The 16,873-nt window shown below is 27.7% G+C and carries 19 protein-coding genes and 1 pseudogene; 6 read left to right on the top strand and 14 right to left on the bottom strand.

The annotated features are described in order from the left end of the window. Positions 1-35: 35 nt before the first annotated feature. From rpsF to L8W69_RS00755, 4 genes are read left to right on the top strand one after another with little or no spacing between them, the layout of a single operon-like run. Positions 36-410 (top strand): 30S ribosomal protein S6, encoded by a 375-nt coding sequence (gene rpsF / locus L8W69_RS00770; protein ID WP_133318789.1) that lies wholly within the window; start codon positions 36-38, stop codon positions 408-410. 3 nt (positions 411-413) lie between these two features. Further along, the gene (locus L8W69_RS00765) at positions 414-944 is read left to right on the top strand and encodes a single-stranded DNA-binding protein (protein WP_133318788.1); all 531 of its coding nucleotides are present in this window, start codon (positions 414-416) and stop codon (positions 942-944) included. A gap of 10 nt (positions 945-954) precedes the next feature. Then, a complete protein-coding gene (gene rpsR, locus L8W69_RS00760; RefSeq protein ID WP_039618521.1) occupies positions 955-1,215 on the top strand; it encodes a 30S ribosomal protein S18 in 261 nt (86 codons plus the stop codon). 52 nt (positions 1,216-1,267) lie between these two features. Then, positions 1,268-1,903 (top strand): MarC family protein, encoded by a 636-nt coding sequence (locus L8W69_RS00755; RefSeq protein WP_263659084.1) that lies wholly within the window; start codon positions 1,268-1,270, stop codon positions 1,901-1,903. Here L8W69_RS00755 and L8W69_RS00750 read toward each other — a convergent pair. The 5 genes from L8W69_RS00750 to fliW are packed head-to-tail and all read right to left on the bottom strand — an operon-like array spanning position 1,896 to position 4,437. Next, positions 1,896-2,312, bottom strand: a complete 417-nt coding sequence (locus L8W69_RS00750) for a hypothetical protein (protein WP_263666166.1) — start codon at positions 2,310-2,312, stop codon at positions 1,896-1,898. The two genes, L8W69_RS00755 and L8W69_RS00750, sit on opposite strands and share 8 nt — an antisense overlap. Next, positions 2,309-3,037 carry a hypothetical protein gene (locus tag L8W69_RS00745; protein ID WP_220567247.1) on the bottom strand — a complete coding sequence of 243 codons (729 nt, stop codon included), beginning with the start codon at positions 3,035-3,037 and terminating at the stop codon, positions 2,309-2,311. Before L8W69_RS00745 ends, L8W69_RS00750 begins: the two co-directional genes overlap by 4 nt. Next, positions 3,021-3,317 (bottom strand): hypothetical protein, encoded by a 297-nt coding sequence (locus tag L8W69_RS00740; protein WP_220567248.1) that lies wholly within the window; start codon positions 3,315-3,317, stop codon positions 3,021-3,023. Before L8W69_RS00740 ends, L8W69_RS00745 begins: the two co-directional genes overlap by 17 nt. After that, on the bottom strand, positions 3,314-4,042 hold the full coding sequence (locus L8W69_RS00735) for a pyrroline-5-carboxylate reductase (protein WP_220567249.1): 729 nt from the start codon (positions 4,040-4,042) through the stop codon (positions 3,314-3,316). Before L8W69_RS00735 ends, L8W69_RS00740 begins: the two co-directional genes overlap by 4 nt. After that, positions 4,042-4,437: a flagellar assembly protein FliW gene (gene fliW / locus L8W69_RS00730; RefSeq protein WP_012661666.1), complete on the bottom strand. Its 396-nt coding sequence runs from the start codon at positions 4,435-4,437 to the stop codon at positions 4,042-4,044. The genes L8W69_RS00735 and fliW overlap by 1 nt, the downstream gene beginning before the upstream one ends. Positions 4,438-4,612: 175 nt before the next feature. Here fliW and bamD point away from each other — a divergent pair, with 175 nt between their 5' ends. Beyond that, complete coding sequence (gene bamD / locus L8W69_RS00725; RefSeq protein WP_133318782.1) at positions 4,613-5,269, top strand: outer membrane protein assembly factor BamD; 657 nt, start codon at positions 4,613-4,615, stop codon at positions 5,267-5,269. Then, positions 5,269-7,647, top strand: a complete 2,379-nt coding sequence (gene lon, locus L8W69_RS00720; RefSeq protein ID WP_220567250.1) for an endopeptidase La — start codon at positions 5,269-5,271, stop codon at positions 7,645-7,647. Before bamD ends, lon begins: the two co-directional genes overlap by 1 nt. Positions 7,648-7,657: 10 nt before the next feature. Here the strand turns inward: lon and L8W69_RS09340 are convergent. The 9 genes and pseudogenes from L8W69_RS09340 to L8W69_RS00675 all read right to left on the bottom strand — a co-directional run. Continuing rightward, a pseudogene (locus L8W69_RS09340) lies at positions 7,658-8,329 on the bottom strand (methyl-accepting chemotaxis protein); the annotation flags it as partial. 716 nt (positions 8,330-9,045) lie between these two features. Next, on the bottom strand, positions 9,046-9,537 hold the full coding sequence (locus L8W69_RS00710) for a PAS domain-containing protein (RefSeq protein WP_220567252.1): 492 nt from the start codon (positions 9,535-9,537) through the stop codon (positions 9,046-9,048). Positions 9,538-9,622: 85 nt separating this feature from the next. Further along, on the bottom strand, positions 9,623-10,114 hold the full coding sequence (locus tag L8W69_RS00705; protein WP_133318778.1) for a PAS domain-containing protein: 492 nt from the start codon (positions 10,112-10,114) through the stop codon (positions 9,623-9,625). 43 nt (positions 10,115-10,157) lie between these two features. Beyond that, complete coding sequence (ilvA, locus tag L8W69_RS00700) at positions 10,158-11,369, bottom strand: threonine ammonia-lyase (RefSeq protein ID WP_220567254.1); 1,212 nt, start codon at positions 11,367-11,369, stop codon at positions 10,158-10,160. Beyond that, positions 11,362-11,733 carry a CoA-binding protein gene (locus tag L8W69_RS00695; protein ID WP_220567274.1) on the bottom strand — a complete coding sequence of 124 codons (372 nt, stop codon included), beginning with the start codon at positions 11,731-11,733 and terminating at the stop codon, positions 11,362-11,364. Before L8W69_RS00695 ends, ilvA begins: the two co-directional genes overlap by 8 nt. 74 nt (positions 11,734-11,807) lie before the next feature. Next, positions 11,808-12,980, bottom strand: coding sequence for an MFS transporter (locus L8W69_RS00690; protein WP_263659077.1), 1,173 nt, complete (start codon positions 12,978-12,980; stop codon positions 11,808-11,810). Between the two features lie 13 nt (positions 12,981-12,993). Continuing rightward, the gene (locus tag L8W69_RS00685; protein WP_133318774.1) at positions 12,994-13,317 is read right to left on the bottom strand and encodes a MarR family winged helix-turn-helix transcriptional regulator; all 324 of its coding nucleotides are present in this window, start codon (positions 13,315-13,317) and stop codon (positions 12,994-12,996) included. An 803-nt stretch (positions 13,318-14,120) separates the two neighbouring features. Beyond that, positions 14,121-15,158 (bottom strand): tRNA (uridine(54)-C5)-methyltransferase TrmA, encoded by a 1,038-nt coding sequence (trmA, locus tag L8W69_RS00680; RefSeq protein WP_220567256.1) that lies wholly within the window; start codon positions 15,156-15,158, stop codon positions 14,121-14,123. Further along, complete coding sequence (locus L8W69_RS00675; RefSeq protein WP_263666165.1) at positions 15,159-16,871, bottom strand: Na+/H+ antiporter NhaC family protein; 1,713 nt, start codon at positions 16,869-16,871, stop codon at positions 15,159-15,161. It lies immediately after the preceding gene. Positions 16,872-16,873 lie beyond the last annotated feature (2 nt).

Genomic DNA, 16,873 nt, shown 5'->3' with positions numbered 1-16,873 from the left:
AAATTTTAGGCTTTATATCCATAAGGAGAAATTAAATGAGACATTATGAAGTTTTATTCATATTAAAACCAACACTTACAGAAGAAGAAGTAAGTGCTAAGTTGGAATTCGTAAAAGAAGTCCTTACAAAAAATGGCGCAGAAATTGAAAGCGTAGTTCCAATGGGAACAAGAAAACTTGCGTACAAAATTAAAAAATACGAAAGAGGAACTTATTTTGTGATTTATTTCAAAGCTCCTACAAATTTAATAGCAGAGCTTGAAAGGGTATTAAGAATCACTGAAGAAGTAATCAGATTTTTAATCGTAAAATATGAAAATAAAAAAGAAATTGCGGCTTGGGAAAGACTAAGCAAGGGTATCAAACAAAATAAAAAAGAAATTAAAGCTAGTGAAAGCACAGAAGGCTAATTAATGTTTAACAAAGTCGTTTTAGTAGGGAATCTTACAAGGGACATAGAAATGCGTTATGCTCCATCAGGTAGCGCAATAGGCTCTTCTGCTATAGCTGTAACAAGAAGATTTAGTACAAATACAGGAGAAAAAAGAGAGGAAACCTGCTTTATCGACATTAGCTTTTTTGGAAGAACTGCAGAAATTGCTAATCAATACCTTAACAAAGGTAGTAAAATTTTAATCGAAGGTCGTTTGAGATTTGAGCAATGGAGCGATCAAAATGGACAAAACAGATCAAAGCATAGTATTCAAGTTGAAAATTTAGAAATGCTAGGTTCAACTGTACAAAATAATCAACAAAGTAATTTTGAAAATCAAAATTATGGTTATAATCAAAATTTTAATCAACAACAAAGCTTTGATCCTTATGCTCAAGTACAAACTAGAACAAATTCATCTAATAATACCTATCAAAATCCTCAAAAGGAAGCCCCTATGAAGGAAATTGATATTGATAAATATGATGATGATACAGAATTACCATTTTAAAGGAAAAAACATGGCAGAAAAAAGAAAATACTCACGCAAATATTGTAAATATACTGAAGCTAAAGTTGATTTTATAGACTATAAAGATACAGCATTGCTAAAACATGCTTTATCAGAAAGATTTAAAATTATGCCACGCCGTTTAACAGGCACTAGCAAAAAACACCAAGAAATGGTTGAAGTTGCTATTAAGCGTGCAAGACATGTAGCACTTATCCCTTATATCGTAGATAGAAAAGAAGTTGTTACTAATCCTTTTGAAGGACTATAATTATTAAATCAAACCCAAGCTTTTTAAGCTTGGGAAAATAAAAGGTTGTTTTATGTTTTCAGATATAGAATCTGAAATTTATGTTATTTTACTTGCATCCGTTGCTATTATAGCAGTTTTAAATCCTTTTGGAAATCTTCCACAATTTATTGCAATGACTGAAGGTCTAGATGCTGATATAAGAAAAAAACTTTTTAGAAATATCATTTACACTGCATTTTGTATTGTTTTAGTTTTTTTACTTTCTGGACCATTTATCATGAAATATTTATTTAAAATAGATATTAATGATTTACGAGTTGCAGGTGGTTTGATTTTAATCATTATGAGTACAAAAAATCTACTTTTCACCCCATCAAGCACTCAATTTCAACACTATCAAGGATTAAGCCACAAAGAATTATTAAAAAAAAGTATAGTGCCAATGGCATTTCCTATGCTTGTAGGACCTGGAACACTTTCTACCATAGTAGTTATTTCAGAAGATCAAAATTTAGCTATAGCTATAGCTTCTGTATTACTTACTTTTGCTTTTATTTTTGCTTTATTTCACTTTTCAGCTACTATTGAAAAAGTTATCGGTAAGCTTGTACTTTATGTTTTTTCGCGCATTGCTTTAGTTTTTATTATGGCTATGGGAGTAAAAATGATAGCTATTGGAATTCAAACTTACATTCAATCTACCTAGGATAAATAAAAAAACTTTTTTGTAAAAACACTTCTTCATTTACTGCTTTATTGGTATTTAACAACACACTAATATTTACCACTACAATACTTTTTGCATGAACATACTTTGCAATTAATTTATTATTTTTACATTCACCCAAAGGATAAGCATAATCAATTCGTATTTTTATATTATTATATTCAAAATTATATTCACTTAAGCATTCTTTACCCTCCAAATAGGCTTGATATAAAAAATATTTAGCAAACTCTTTAGCATCATGAAGTAAAATATTTCCTTGGGTATAAAGCGTTAAATCTTTCATAATTCTTGGTGGATATGAAGAAATTTTTATTATAAACGCCATAATAAAAGAAATAAATAAAATAAAAAATATTGTATATATCATTGCAAATGATTTTTTCACAAAAGCATCCATTTATCTAAACATCTATTTTGAGTATTACTGCAAATTGTAATTTTTAATAACTCACCATCATGCTTGAAAATAAGTTTTGAAATATTTTGAGCTAATAAAAATACTTGTTTGTTATGATTTAAATCATCAATTTGCATATAAATATTTTTATTTTTCAAATACACCTTAATATAAGCATATAAAATAGTATAAAATCCACTAAAACTCTCATCAAAAAAATTGATTTTTTCTCTATCATCAACTAATATTTTATAGATTTTTGAATTTTTTATATCATAAATATACATATAATCACTAGTGTATATTTTCAACTTCTTCATACTATGCATATCTTTATAATTGCTCAAAATTCCTTCAGAAATTCCATTTTCTATAAAATACAAATTACTTTTTGGGCTAAAAAAACTTTCATTATTTTCTAAAATAATACCACTGAAGTTTAATTTTTTTAATGACAAATCATAAAAAATATCATCATTTGCATTCATATAACACTCAAAAGAATTACTTGTAAATATTGCATTCAAGCAAGAATTATAAATTTTCTCCATGCTAAGTAAAGCTTGATTTAAATCAAAAAATATTTCACTAGATTTTTTAACATTAAAACTATAATTATAAATATACATAGCTGGATTAATTAAAATAGTAATCAAAATACCCAAAATAACAAGGCTTAACGCAAGTTCCAATAAACTAAAAGCCTTTGTCATCTATAAAAGCTTCTTTATAGGATAAATCTTTTATTTTTAAAGATTTGAGTTTAAATTCATCACTAGTGTATTCTAAAAAGTTGTAAGTATTTATATTTATCTCTTTTGCTTTATATAAAGGAATTTTCTTTAGCAATTCTTTTTCTTCATTAAAAAGGGTTTGATTTTGCCATATAACATTTAAAGATTTATTTGCAAATACAAGATAATAAGATCCAAAAATAAAAGATAAAATTACAATACAAAAAGCAAGCTCTAGGAGACTAAAAGCTTGCTTCATTTATTTAAACTTGCATTAAAAGCTTCAAAAAAAGCACCGCGTAAAGCTCTTTTTTCCAAAGCTTCAATTCCTTTTATAGTTACCCCTGCTGGAGAACAAATTTTTTCTTTAATAATAGCAGGATGAGCACGATTAAACAAAGCACTAAAGCTTTCAAAACTTGCGCGAGTAAGCTCATAACTAAGCTCATTTTTTAAACCATTTTTCACACCTGCATTAGCTAAACTTTCTGCTACCAAAGCTAAAAATGCAGGAGCACAACCGCTCAAAACCATAGCTATATCAAATTCTTTTTCATTTTGCAAACTTATGGCTTTACCAAAAGTATTTAACAAAGATAAAATTTCATCTTTAAATAAATCTTTTTCCATTAAATAAGCAGTTGTAGAAGCTTTAAATTCGGCTGCTGTATTTGGCATAATTTTCACATAATTTTGTGCATCAATACAATGAAGCCGCTCAAAAGTAGTGTTTGCTAAAACCGAAATAAGCCATCTTGCCTTGCCTTTTAATTTAACAGCTACTTCTTCTAACGCATAAGGTTTAAAAGCCAAAATAATATTTTTATTATCCATATCAAGCTCATCATATGATAATACTTTTAAATTTAAACCACTGGCTTTTTTTAAATCCCTAGCAACAATAACTACTTTATAAGTATCCTCTAAACCTTTAGCTATAGCACTTGCCATAGCACCATTTCCTAAAATATAAATTTCAGACATTATTTTGTTTGTTTAATAAAAGCTGAAATCTTTTCAGACTGAAAATAATTAGGATATTTGCTTGTATCTAAAATCACTTGCACTAAAGAGTTATTATCATAATTCATCACAACAGGTGCTAAAAAATTTACCGTAGATTCTTCTAATGGCTCATTAATAGCCACTATAACAAACACACCAAAATTAGTTTGCTCATTTAAAGCTAATAATTCTTGATAATAATCAGGCACTTCAAAATCATAATCAGGACGGATCATATAAGGATCAATCATCACAAAAGAAAAATCTTTACCATCAAGGCTTTTAAGTCTATAAAAAACCTCGTCTATTTTATAAAAATTCATATTTTTGGTATCTTCAAAACCTAAAATAGGACATTTAACTTCTAAGTTCATCTTGCCTCCTAAAATCTATTGACTAAGAAATTACAACTCATTAAGCAATTTTAGTTCCAATTTTAAAAATTACACTAATTAAGAGTTTTTGACTATAATTTTAGTTTTAAAAATTAACAATTTCATAAACATAAAAACATTATAATTACAATTATTAAATTTATAAGGTAACACAATGAAAAAACTTTTTATTTTTTCACTTATTATTGCAGGGTTATTTTTAGGAGCATGTAGCTCGAAAAAAGCTGAAGATTTATATAATCTAAGTTCTATGGAATGGTATCAACAAATTATAAAAGATTTACAAGAAAAAAATCTTGAAGCAGCTGATAAACACTATACTTCAATGGCAGGTGAACATATTGCTGATCCATTATTAGAACAAACTTTACTTATATTAGCTCAAGCTCATATTAGTGAAGAAGAATATGAAATGGCAAATTTTTATCTTGATGAATATTTAAACAAATTTGGTGATTCTAAAAATGTAGCTTATATAAGATATTTAAAAATCAAAGCTAAATTTGACTCTTTTGCTGTTCCAAATCGTAACCAAGCCTTAATGCTAAAAACAATAGAAGAAATCAAAGAATACAATCAAAACTATCCTAATGTACAATATAATGATTTAATCGATACCATGCTAACTAAATTTAATCTTGCAGTTTTTTACCTTGATACAAGTATAGCAGAATTATATCAGAAAAAAAACAGAGAACAAAGCTATGAAATTTATAAGCAAAAAATCGAAAATTCCGATTTTAATAAAATCGATATGATTAAACCAGAACTTCCATGGTATAGAAAAATATTTGAAGAAGGTATAATGTAATGAAATTAGAAAATATTCAAAACTATCCAACAAAACTTCCCATTCTTGTAGAAGATGAGCTTTTTTTATACCCTTTTATGATAACACCTATTTTTTTAAATGATATGCAAAATATTAAAGCCTTAGATACCGCTTTACAAAATGAAAGTATGATTTTTGTGGCACCATCAAAAATTGAAGGTGGGCGTGGCTTTGATGATATATATGATTGTGGTGTCATTGGGAGTATTATGAGAAAAGTTCCACTGCCTGATGGTAGGATAAAAATTTTATTCCAAGGATATGCAAAAGCCAAGATTGTTGAGAGAATTTCGGATGATCCTTTATATGCTTTAGTTGATTTAATTCATCAAGAGCCAATTTGCAATACAAAAAAAGAAGCTATTATAGAAGTAGTTAGAGAAAAAGCAAAAGCTTTATCGACTGTGAGTCATTATTTTCCACCTGATCTTTTAAGAACTATAGAAGAAGATGTCGAGCCTAGCAGAATTTGTGATCTAATATTAAATTCTATTAAAATCAAAAAACAACAAGCTTATGAATTTTTTATCGAAACTAATTTAGAAACCAAGCTTTTAAATTTAATTGATTATTTAGCTAAAGAAATTGAAGCAAATAAAATCCAAAAAGAAATCAAAAATAAAGTTCATTCTAAAATTGACAAGGTTAATAAAGAATACTTTTTAAAAGAACAACTCAAACAAATTCAAAGAGAGCTTGGAAGCGATATACAAAAAGAAAGCGAAGTAGAGGAATATAATAAAAAATTAGAAAAGAAAAAAGCTTTTATGTATGAAGAGGCTTATAAAGAAATCAAAAAGCAAATTCAAAAATATGAAAGAATTCATCAAGATAATTCAGAAGCTTCTATGGTGCAAACTTACATAGAAACGGTTTTAGATATACCTTTTGAGCACTCCTCAAAGAAAAAACTAAATTTAAAAGATGTATCTTTACAACTCAATAGTGATCACTATGCCCTAGAAAAACCAAAAGAGCGTATCGAAGAATACTTTGCAGTTAAAGAACTTTTAGAAAAACGCAAGATTAAAGATAGAGATGGTGCAAAAGTCATCTTGTGCTTAGTTGGCCCTCCTGGTGTTGGCAAGACTTCTTTAGCAAATTCAGTCGCAAAGGCATTAAAAAGAGAGTTAGTGCGCATAGCTTTAGGTGGTTTAGAAGATGTTAATGAACTAAGAGGACATAGAAGAACCTATATAGGAGCTATGCCAGGACGCATTATACAAGGACTTATAGAAGCAAAACAAAGCAACCCAGTAGTTGTGCTTGATGAGATTGATAAACTAAGTCGCAATCATAGAGGAGATCCAAGTGCAGTTTTACTTGAAATCTTAGATCCTGAACAAAATACTAAATTTAGAGATTATTATCTAAATTTCAACATCGATTTAAGCAAAATCATTTTCATAGCTACTGCAAATGATGCAAGTTTAATTCCACCTGCTCTAAAAGATAGAATGGAATTTATAGAACTTAGCTCTTACACTCCTCAAGAGAAATTCCAAATAGCCAAAAACTATCTCATACCTGATGAAATAAAAAAACATGGATTAAAAAAAGAAGAAATAAGCTTTAGTGATGATGCTATAGAATTAATAGTAAATGAATATACTAGAGAATCAGGTGTAAGAAATTTAAGAAGAAAAATTGCTGAAATTTGTAGAAAATGTGTTAAAAAACTTCTTTTAGAAAAAGATATTAAAAATATTGAAATTAATGATAAAAATTTAAAAGATTTTTTAAGTAAAAAAGTCTTTGAAATAGAAAAGCACGAAAAAGAAAATAAAATCGGACAGGTAAATGGACTTGCTTGGACTGCAGTAGGTGGAGATGTATTGAAAATCGAAGTCATTAAAATCAAAGGCAAGGGTGATCTAACTTTAACAGGGAGCTTGGGTGATGTAATGAAAGAATCAGCAAAAATTGCTCAAAGTCTTGTTAAGAATTTAATCGATGATGAACAAATTAAAGTCTCAAAGAAACTTTTCTACAAAGAAGATGAAAACATATATAATCAATACAATCTTCACATTCATGTACCAGATGGAGCCACTCCAAAAGACGGACCAAGTGCAGGCATAACTATTACCACAGCCATTGCTTCTATTTTTAGCGACAAGAAAGTAAAATCAAATGTTGCAATGACTGGAGAAATTGATCTAATGGGCAATGTTCTACCAATAGGTGGTTTAAAAGAAAAACTTATTGCTGCTTATAAAGCTGATATTAAAACAGCCATTATCCCACATAAAAACTATGAAAGAGATTTAAAAGATATTCCTGAAGAAGTAGTAAAAAATATGAAAATTATTGGGGTAAAAAATTTACAAGAAGTTTTAAAAATAGCTCTTATCTAAATTAGAAGCTTTAAGCTTCTAATTTATCTATAATAGCTTTACTTTCTCTTTCTAAATTTTGTATATCTTCTATAATACAATCATAATCCTCTTTAGAAATGCTTTCCTTTTTAGAAAGCTTCACTGCTTTGTTAGCTACATTTTGAATAAATTCACTTTTAGACTCTAATTCTTTAGGAGGAATTAAAGGACAGAAAATGCTTTTTGCATCTTCATCTTTACATAAAGTTGAAATAGGATCTAGATTTTGAAGATTTTCTTGAGAACCATTTAGAGTTAAATAAACATCAGATTTATATAATATATGATCTATTTTCATAGCAGAAAGAGTTAAATCAGATGCAAAATTAACAAAATCTTCTCCTAAATGCAAACTCTTTCCTTCAAGATCTTTAAAAGCTTGGCTAAAATCTAAAATTTTAGCATCAGAAGAACTAGCTATACCATAAACCTTCTCACTATTTTCTTGTATTAAGCCTATTTCTTGATTCATTACTTGAATTGCTAAAGTAATTTCACCTGTTGCTTTTTGTGTTTTTTCAGCAAGTTGTCTTACTTCATCTGCAACTACCGCAAAACCTCTACCATGCTCTCCCGCACGAGCTGCCTCAATAGCTGCATTTAAAGCAAGTAGGTTAGTTTGATCTGCAATATCCCTAATTACTTCAACAATCGCATTAATGTTTTGAGAATTTGAAGCAAAAGTATCAACAGCATTTTTACTTTCATTGGCTACTTGCATCATAAAACCAATTGATTCTTGTAAGCCACCAATCTCGATACCATTTTTTTGCGCTGTATTGGAAATAACTTTAATATCACCAAAAACTTTCCTCATAAGTTTAATGATAGCATTTAAATCTGTAGATAATTTTAATAAATTTTTATTTTGACTATTTAAACTCAAGTCCATAAGTTCTCTTGATAAAGCATTCTTAAACACCAATTTTCCAGTTTTTTCTATCTCATCCAAAGCTTTATTAATAAAGTTAATATTATGAACAAAAATACCTTTTAAACCTTCAGGGATAGCTCTTCTAAAATATTCACCTTTTTGAGAACAAGCAATTGAAGTATTTATCTCTCTTAAATAAGCCTCTAAACCATCTATTGTATTATTAAGATTATCAGCAATTTCTTTTAATTTTTTATTAGTACATTTAATATATACAATTCTTGAATCAAAATTACCATTTTTTAACTCTCTACTAAGATGTAAAATCTTATCACTAAATTGTTCTTCTTTTTTTAAAATAAACAATCCATATATAAATAAACAAAACAAAACTAAAAAGAAACCTAAAGAAATAAACTCTGCATAAAGCAAAGAATTAATACAGGCTACTATGCTTAAAACTATACCAAGAAACAAAATATTTTTCATAAGAAATCCTTTTTTTATTTTTGAATTTTCATCATTAGTTCATTATAGGTTACCCCATAAGATTTTACTATTGCTTTTAACTCCTCTATTCCAGATTTAATACCACCATCTTTTTCTTTCAACAAAAGAACTTTATAAATTTCTTCCATTGTTTTGATAGCATCAACATTAGGTTTTCTTCTAACTGAATAATAATTTAAAATGTTTCCATTTTCATCACATGAAGCAGTTACATTAGCAAAAACCCAATAATAATCGTTATATTTTGTTTTATTTTTTACAAAAGCAAAAATTTCTTTTTTAAGCTGAATGTTATCCCATAAATATTTAAAAACCGTTCTTGGCATATCAGGATGACGCATAATACTGTGAGGTTTATATAAAATTTCATCAATTTTATAATCAGAATATCTCAAAAAATCCTCATTTGCATAAATAATCTCACCTTTTAAATTAGTTTTTGATGTTATTAAAACATCCGAGGTTAGAATTTTTTCTGAAGACATAACACAATCTCCTTAGTTTAAAATTAAAAAGAGAGTGATTATATCTTAATACAAAATAATAATTTATAAACAAAATTTATCAAATTCATCTTTGAAGCTCTAAAATTAATTGATTATAACTCATACCATAAGAATTAACTATCTTAACAAGTTCATCCACTCCGGCTTTTATACCATCTTTTTCTTCTATTTCTAAAAGAATTTTATAAACTTGCTCTATGGTTGATATTGCCTCTCTTTTAGGTTTTCTTCTAACTGAATAATAATTTATAATATTTCCTTGTTCATCAAAAGAAGCTGTAACATTAGTAAAAACCCAATAATAATCATTTTGTTTGGTTTTATTTTTAACAAAAGCAAAAATTTCTTTTCCATCTTGTATATAATCCCATAAACATTTAAAAACAGTTTTTGGCATATCAGGATGACGCACAATATTGTGAGGTTTATATAAAATTTCCTCCATTTTATAACCCGCATATTTTAAAAAATCATCATTAGCATAAATAATATCCCCTTTTAAATCTGTCTTAGAGGTTATTAATGTATCTGGTTCTAAAATTTTTTCTTGCGACATTTTTTTCCTTATAATTTATTTACAAAATATTATATTTCATTTATCATAAAATTTCATTGAAATTAAAACCTTTGTCATAAAGTATCTTTCTGACTAATTCTTGATGTTCTTTTCCTTTTGTTTCTAAAGTAATTGAAATCATCGCATCACCATATTCTAACTTAGTGGAAAATCTATCATAATCAATTTTAACTATATTAGCTTGAGCTTCTTTTATAGCATCACTCAAAGTACTCAAAGCTCCTGGTTTATCAACCAAAGTAACATTGATAAGCATTTTTCTAAAAGCTTTAAACAAACCTTTTTCTATGATAATATTTAACATTTGTACATCAATATTTCCACCGCTTAAAATCACGCCTATTTTTTTATGATTTTTTAAATCTATTTTTTTATGTAAAAGTGCAGCAACTGCTGATGCTCCAGCACCTTCAACTGTGATTTTATGTTTTTCAAGTAAATATAACACCGCATTAGCTATTTCTTCATCATCAACTTGAATAAAATCATCAACACATTCAAGAATAATATCAAAATTAATTTTATTTACATCACGCACCGCAATACCATCAGCTATGGTTCTCACAGCCTTTGAATTGATTATTTTTTTACTTTTAAAACTCTCATACATAGCAGGAGCTCCTTTAGCACTCACTCCAATAACTTTTATATTAGGATTAATCTGCTTAGCAGCACTCGCCACTCCACTAATCAAACCTCCACCACCAACTGGAGCTAAAATCATATCTAAATCACTTATTTCATCAAGCATTTCAAGCATTAAAGTACCCTGCCCTGCTATAATACTTTCATTTTCAAAAGGATGAATAAAATTTAAATGATGTTCTTTAGCATAATTTAACGCATAAGCATAAGCCTCATCAAAATTATCTCCTTTTAAAATCACTTTTGCGCCTAAATTTTTAGTCGCACTTACTTTTAGCAAAGGTGTAGCTTCAGGCATAACAATCACAGCTTCTATCCCAAATTTTTTAGCACTAATTGCAACTCCTTGTGCATGATTTCCAGCGCTTGCAGCTATTACACCTGCTTGCTTTTGTTCTTTACTTAAATTAGCAATAGCATTATAAGCACCTCTGATTTTATAAGCACCTGTTTTTTGTAAATTTTCACATTTTAGAAAAACATCAGTATCTAAAAACTCACTTAAAAAAGAAGAGTGCACCAAAGGGGTTTTTAATACAAAATCTGCAATTTTTTGCTTTGCTTGATAAATTTTATTTAACTCAATCATGATTTACCTTTTTATCTAATTCTATTTTAATACAACGATCTTGAACGCAATTTATACCAAATTTTTTACATTTTTGCATTATTTCATCGTTAATAATACCAAGTTGCATCCAAAAATTTTTAACATTTTTAGCTAAAAGATCTTCAAAAATTTCATTTGCGTAACTTGCTTTTCTAAACATTACAACCGTGTCAATTTCAGAAGGAATTTCCCTTAAATTTCTATAAACTTTCTCGTTTAAAATAAAATCTTCTTTAGGATAGATAGGATAAATTGTATAAGATAAATCTTGTAAATATTTGCTTACAAAATACGAAGGTTTTTCTTGATTAGGACTAAGTCCTATAATGGCGATATTTTTCATAGAACTTAGTATTTTATGAGTATCACACAATGCTTTTTCCTTATTTTTAAAAAAGCATTGTATCTAAAATAAAATTAACAAAAAGTTTTTTTAACTATTAATAAATAATATAAAACAAGAGCAAACAAAACAAGTACAGCACAAAGTGCATAGACATTAGCAAAACCTATACTTGGTTCAACAATACCCAACAAATAAGGACTAACTCCTATGCCAAAATCCAAAGATAGAAAAAAAGTAGAATTAGCTAACCCCATTTTTTCTTTAGGAGCTAGTTTGATAGCCAAAGCTTGTGCACTTGAAGTAGCATTTGCATAACCTAGTGCACAAAATATACCGGCGATAATAATCATATAAAAATTTTTTGCAAACGCAAGTAAAAGTAAACACAATATAAAACTAAATAATGAAAAAATTATTACAATATTAGCTCCATGTTTATCAAATACCTTTCCAGCAAGAGGTCTAAAAACTATAGAAAATCCAGCATATATTACAAAAAACATAGATCCAGCAAAGCTTAAATTTAAACTTTGAGTATAAGCACTCATATAAGCTATAATAGCTCCAAAAGGACATGCGATCAAAAAAGTAATCAAAGCCAAATTTAAAACTGATTTTTCAAAATAATTATAAATACTAAATTTTCTTTTTACATGATAATGTTTTTTAAATCTTCTTACTTTTAAAAAAATTGATAAAACTAATGCAAAGATAATACTCACACTTGCAATTAAAAAGCTTAGTTGAAATAAGTTGATAGAGTCAAGTTTTATGGCCAAAAAAGGCCCTAAAGCTGAAGTTAAAACAACACTCGTAGCATAATACCCTATACCAATTCCTCTTTTATTACTAGGTATTATTCTAGCAATAGCTGCCCCACAAGCACAAGAACAAATTCCATAGCAAACTCCAGCTAGAAAGCGTATCAATACCAAAAAATACACATTATAAAATTTCAAATACATTAAATTAATAAAAAGATAAAATAAAAGTGAAAATATAATCACTTTTTTTATATTAATACCATCAATAATAGAACCAAAATAAAGTCTAGAAAGCAAAGCACCTATAACAAAAGCACCCATTATAAGTCCTGCGGTGCTAGTTTGAAGATTTAAAACACCCAAAACATAATCTGTACTAGAAATAGTACTCATATAAAAAACAAGACAAATAACAAAATTTATCCCAAAAATACAGAAAAAATTTATATTAAATAAATTATATTTCTTACTAAGACCCATGAAAAAACCTTTCTTAAATTTTTTCATTGATATAATCAAGTAATTTTAAAAGCACTTCTTGATCTTGTTCATCTAATATATCTAAGATTTCTTTTTCATATTTTCTTATACAAACATTTGCATCAAAAAAAATTTCTTTACCCTTGGCACTTAAAGTAATGATCTTTTCTCTTTTATCATCAGCTTTTAAAAACTCTATATATTCAAGTTTTGCTAGTTTGGAAACAACTCTAGAAAGTATAGCTTTATCCATTTGATAAAATTCACATATTGGAGCTAAAGTGCTATTTTGATGATGGCTTAAATAAACAAAAACTCTCCAATCACTTGATTTCAATCCAAATGGCTTTAAAATTTCATTGACTTTATAGAGTATTTTTCTATTTGTATAAGTAATTTTTTGAAAAAATATGAGAAATCCTTTGTAAAAATTAATTGATTAAATCAACTATTTTAATAGTAACAAAGATTACATAAATTCTAACTTATATAAGTTTTTTCCTTAAATACATTCTACATTTAAGATAAAAAATATCAAAAAATTAAAGCTTGTAACTTTGTTATAATATTTTAAATTTACAAATATTTGTAGTATTGACAAACTCAAATTAGCTTAGATTAAACTATGACATTAGAGACTTTATTTATACTAATAAAACTTGCATTATTATTTTATAATGCTTAATATAATTTAACATAAGTCAATAAATTTTACCACTGAGTATTGTAAAATATTAAAAATTATCGCAATAAAGGTTGTAATCATGATCGATATTTATCCTTATATACTAATAATACATTTATTTTGTGCTATATTTTTTATAGGATTTTTATTTACCGATGTATTCTTATTAAGAAAATTAAATTTGGATATAAAAAATACAATTAAAATAATGCCACCTATTGTATTGATTTTATTTCTTAGCGGTTTATATTTAGCTCATTTTCACTTAAATTCATTAAATTGGATATTTATTTGCAAAATATTCTTTGCTTTTTGTATTTTTATATTAATACTATTTTCTCTTTTTTATAAAATAATCTTAAAAAAACAAAATCCTTTTCATGCATATATTCATCCTATTGTATTTATTTTTACTATAATTATTGTAATATGTGCAAAATTAATGTTTTATATTGTTATTTGATTTTCAAATAAACACCACATTCAAGATGATTTGTGTTTGCAAATTGATCAAAAAATGCAAATTTGGATATTTTATGAGTTTTGCATAATTTCTCAAGGTTTTCTTTTAAAGTGATAGGATTGCACGATATATAAATGATATTTTCATAATTTTTAATAAGTTCAATCACACTTAAATCAAGTCCTGCTCTTGGAGGATCAACTAAGACATGAGATATTTTAAAACCATCTAAATCTATGTCTTTTAAGCGATTAAATTCCCTTTCTTTTTTCAATGCTTGACTTAACTCTTCACTAGAAAGCCTTGTAAAAGTTATATTTTCAATAGAATTTAAAACGCAATTTTTTAAAGCAAACTCAATATTTTTCTTAGAAATTTCAGTTGCTAAAACTTTTTTAAAATTTCTTGCTAAAGCTATGGTAAAATTTCCATAACCACAATAAAGCTCTAATAAATCTTGCTTAAAATCACTCTCTACACAAGATACAACCCATTCGTTCATCTTTTCATTAATAAAAGTATTGGGTTGGATAAAACAATCATTATTAAACTCATATAAAAATTCATTTGTATTGATATTTAAAATTTGTCTTAAATTTTCTCCATTAAATACAAGTTTTTTACCCCTACTTCTTGCTATGAGCTTGAGATTTAATTTTTCTGCTAATTCTTGTAAATCTTGTGTGATTAGCTCTATATTTTTATGGAAAAGTAAAGTTATACTTAAATCTAATTTTGTAGCTAAAAACTCTACTCCAAAAAGCTTTTCTTTTAAATTTTCATTTAGATTATTTAATAAAATAGGCATATATTTTTGAATTTTTTCATCTGCTATATCAAAATTTTCAATAGGAATTTTTTTCTTATTTTCAAACATTGCATAAGAAATTTTCCCATTTTCATGATGATATATAGAAAATTCCGCCCTAGTTCTATAAGCTTTTAAAGGTGATTTAAAGCACTGAATTTCTCCATCATATAAAGAAGAAAACAATGCTTTGTTTAAAGCAATTTTTTCTTCAAAATGCATTTACGCATCTACCTTTTTGCCAACCACAAAAAGTAAAACTATCATAGCTAAGATTCCAAAAACAAGTCCTAGCCACACATTAAGTCCTAATGCTACCGGTAAATAACCACAAAGTATACTAATAGCACAAACACTCAAAGCATAAGGCATTTGTGTACTAACATGAGCTAAAAGATCACACTTACTTCCCATAGACGAAAGTATAGTTGTATCAGAAATTGGCGAGCAATGATCTCCAAAAATAGCTCCTGTTAAAACCCCTGAAATATTAATAATCATATATTGGTGTAACTCTGCTCCGCTTAATTCATTATGAACCCCAACAGCCATAGCTAAAGGAATAGCCAAAGGCATTAAAATACCCATAGTTCCATAACTAGTTCCCGTTGAAAAAGAAATAATAGAAGCAAAAATAAAAATTGCTGTAGGAAGCAAATAAAGAGGTGTTTTATCTGAAAATAAATCAATTAAATATTTAGAAGTCCCCAAATCTTTAATCACAGAAGCTAATGACCATGCACAAAGTAAAATAATCACAGTCATAATCATAGTTCTCCAGCCATGAGTCCAAACCGCAATAGCTTCTTTTAAAGTAAATATTTTTCTATACATTCCCAAAATAATAGCTACTATGGTAGCTAAAAGTGCTGCTTGAAATAATACAACTGAAGCATCAGCTGCGCCAAAAGTCTCTCTAAAAGCAAATAAACTAAACGGTGCTGCATCAATTTGTGCTTTAACACTCACATCATCTAAGGCATTATAACCACTAAAATAAAAACCTATAAATGAAAACACAATCAAAACAGCCAAAGGTATAATAGCATTAGAAGCTTGCAATTTTACATGCTCTTTTGGCTCTAAGACCTTATCTTCTATATTATCAATTTGCTCATGACCATGAGAAAATTTACCCGCTCTAGCTCTAAGTTCAGCTTTTAACATAGGTCCAAATTCCCTACCTGTATAAATAGTCAAAACAACAAAAATCAACATAAAAAGATTATAAAATCTATAAGGTAAGGTTTGTACAAAAATTTCAAAAGCGTTAATTTCTTCTTTTACTACACCTAAATGTGCAAAAGTTGCATTATCAATTAGATCATATCCGCTACGAATTAAAGAAATTTCAAGTCCTATCCAAGTAGAAATGATAGCAAGACCGGTAATTGGTGCTGCAGTTGCATCCATAATAAAAGCAAGTTTTTCACGGCTTACTCTAAATTTATCTGTTACCGGACGCATGATAGGACCTACGATTAATGAATTGGCATAATCATCAAAGAAAATAAAAATTCCCATACACCAAGTAGCAAATTGTGAGCTTTTTACTTGTTTAGCTTTAGTAGAAAGCCAAAGAGCTACTGCTTTTGTCCCCCCTGTTTTAGTAATAAGAGCTACAACACCACCTATGGTTAAAACTTGCAATAAAATTCCTGCATTACCAGGACTTGCCATAGCATTTACCACTTTAGAAATAAAGCCTGTAAAAGAAGCTATGATAGCATGGTAAATACTATTTTCAATAAGTCCTAACATAAAAGTACCACTTAATGCACCAATAAATAACGAAAGTACTACATCTTTAGTAACAAAAGCTAAAATAATAGCTATCACCGGTGGTAAAAGCGTCCAAGCTCCAAAAAGTTCCGCATTTGCTTGTGCATCAGCAAATAACAACAAAGGAGCTAATAATAAATAAAAAATTTTCATAA

The sequence above is a fragment of the Campylobacter sp. CNRCH_2016_3089 genome, from assembly GCF_025772505.1.
Lineage (GTDB): Bacteria > Campylobacterota > Campylobacteria > Campylobacterales > Campylobacteraceae > Campylobacter_D > Campylobacter_D lari_D.
The sequence above is the reverse complement of the archived record's forward strand: the minus strand, read 5'-3'. Positions and strand labels throughout refer to the sequence as shown.